The following is a 2,137-nucleotide window of genomic DNA, read 5'->3' as shown; positions in this document are numbered from 1 at the left end:
CGCGGCCGCGGCCGCCCTCGCGGTCCTCGGCCTGGCCGTACTGCTCGTCCCGCCGCTGGCCCAGCTCGACCAGCAGCTGGTGGACCTGCGCTCGGCGGGGCTGCCGCCCTCCCTCGCGCACCCGCTCGGCACCGACCAGGTCGGCCGGGACGTACTGCTCCGCTCGGTCTACGGCCTGCGCGTGTCGTTCCTGGTCGGCCTGGTGGCCGCGCTGGCGAGCATGGTGATCGGCGGCCTCGTGGGGCTGGTCGCGGGCAGCCTCGGCGGCATGCCCGACCGCCTGCTGATGCGGCTCGTCGACGGCTTCACCTCGGTGCCGCACCTGCTGCTCGGCATCTTCATCGTGGCCCTGTTCGCCCCGAGCCCGGTCGCGGTGGTCGCCTCGGTGGGCGTCACGCACTGGACGACGGCGGCCCGGATCGTCCGCTCGGAGGTGCTCTCCCTGCGCTCGCGGCCCTTCGTGGAGGCGGCGATCTCCGGCGGCGCGAGCCGGTCCCGGGTGGTCCGCCGCCATCTGCTGCCCCACCTGGCACCGCATCTGCTGCTGGCCGCGGTGCTGATGGTCCCGCACGCCGTCTGGCACGAGACCGCGCTGAGCTTCCTCGGGCTCGGCCTCCCCCCGCACCTGGCCTCGCTGGGCAACATGATCAACGACGGCCAGCGGTCCCTGCTCGCCGGGGACTGGTGGTCCAGCCTGGTGCCCGGCCTGTTCATCCTGGTGCCGACGCTGGCGCTGGGCGTGCTCGCCCAGCACTGGCGCGACCGGCTCACCCCCCGGCTGCGATCGGAGCTGTCGCTGTGAGCACGAGCGTCTCCACAGACGAGGACTTCCCGCCGGGCGGGCCCTCCGCGCTCCCGGCCCTCCCGACGGAGGAGGGTCCACCGGCGGGCGGCCCCGCCGCGGCCGGGGGGAACCGGCTCAGGGTGGAGGAGCTGACCGTCTCCTTCCGGCTTCCCGGCGCCACCGTGCGGGCGGTCACCGGCGCCTCCTTCGAGGTGCGTCCCGGGCGGTGCCTGGCGCTGGTGGGCGAGTCTGGCTGCGGCAAGTCGGTGCTCGCCCACGCGCTGCTCGGGCTGCTCCCCGGCAACGCCGAGGTCGCCGGGACGGCGCGGCTGGAGCACGCGGGCGGGTCGCTGGAGCTGCTCGGCGCTCCGGAGGCCGTACTGGCCCGGCGGGTGCGCGGACGGGCGGTCGGATTGATCCCGCAGAGCCCGGCCACCCACCTGACCCCGGTGCGGACCGCGCGGGCGCAGCTGGAGGAGGCGCTGCGGGAGCTCGGGCACCGCGGCCGCGGGAACGCGCCGACGAGCTCGCGCTGCGGCAGGGCCTGCACCCCGCCGACCTCGACCGCTATCCGCACGAGTTGTCCGGCGGCATGGCCCAGCGGGTGGCCAACGCGATGGCGCTGGCCGGGGACCCGTGGCTGATCCTGGCCGACGAGCCGACCGGCGGGCTGGACCGGCCGCTGGTCGACCGGGCGATGGCGGCGCTGCGCGGGTTGTGCGACGAGGGCCGGGCCGTCCTGTTGATCACCCATGACCTGCGGGCGGCCGAGCGGGTCGCCGACGACGTCGCCGTGATGTACGCCGGCCGCCTGGTCGAGACCGGCCCCGCCGGGCGGATGCTGGACCGGCCGCGCCACCCCTACGCCACGGGGCTGGTGAACGCCCGGCCCGACCGGGCGTTCACCGCGATCCCCGGCATGCCGCCCGAGCTGACCCGCCTGCCGGACGGCTGCGCCTTCGCGCCGCGCTGCCCGTCGGCGAGCCGAGCCTGCGCGGCGCCGCCGCCCATGGCGGACGGCGTCGCCTGCCACCACCCCCTGGAGGACGACCGTGCGTGAGAGCCGTGCCGCCGCCCGCCGCCTTCCCCGGAGGACGACCGTGCATGAGATCCCTGCCACCGCCCGCCGCGCCCCGGAGAGCCGCCGTGCTTGAGGCCCGTGACGTCACCGTCCGGTACGGCCGGCAGGTCGTGCTGGACGGCGTCTCGCTCACCGTCGAGCCCGGCCGGGTGACCGGCCTGGCCGGTCCCAGCGGTTGCGGCAAGTCGACGCTGGCCCGGGTGCTGGCGCTGATGCTCCGGCCCTCCGGCGGCACGGTGGCGGTGGACGGGCTGGCCGTACGGCGCTGGCGG

4 protein-coding genes are annotated in these 2,137 nt (G+C 76.8%); all 4 read left to right on the top strand.

The features are described from left to right. Positions 1-802: ABC transporter permease (locus ACWJ6R_RS35150; protein ID WP_449066342.1), on the top strand; the 802-nt coding region annotated here is incomplete at its 5' end. Continuing rightward, on the top strand, positions 799-1,428 hold the full coding sequence (locus tag ACWJ6R_RS35145) for an ATP-binding cassette domain-containing protein (RefSeq protein WP_449066341.1): 630 nt from the start codon (positions 799-801) through the stop codon (positions 1,426-1,428). The genes ACWJ6R_RS35150 and ACWJ6R_RS35145, both read left to right, overlap by 4 nt. Continuing rightward, complete coding sequence (locus tag ACWJ6R_RS35140; RefSeq protein ID WP_449066343.1) at positions 1,377-1,844, top strand: oligopeptide/dipeptide ABC transporter ATP-binding protein; 468 nt, start codon at positions 1,377-1,379, stop codon at positions 1,842-1,844. Before ACWJ6R_RS35145 ends, ACWJ6R_RS35140 begins: the two co-directional genes overlap by 52 nt. An 86-nt stretch (positions 1,845-1,930) precedes the next feature. After that, positions 1,931-2,137: ATP-binding cassette domain-containing protein (locus ACWJ6R_RS35135; protein WP_449066340.1), on the top strand; the 207-nt coding region annotated here is incomplete at its 3' end.

Source organism: Planomonospora algeriensis, assembly GCF_977012225.1.
This window is presented reverse-complemented; position numbering and strand designations above follow the sequence as displayed.

Bases quoted from the DNA above. Each gene is read 5' to 3' on its own strand.
- ACWJ6R_RS35140 (WP_449066343.1), top strand. From the start codon at position 1,377: ATGGCCCAGCGGGTGGCCAACGCGATGGCGCTGGCCGGGGACCCGTGG.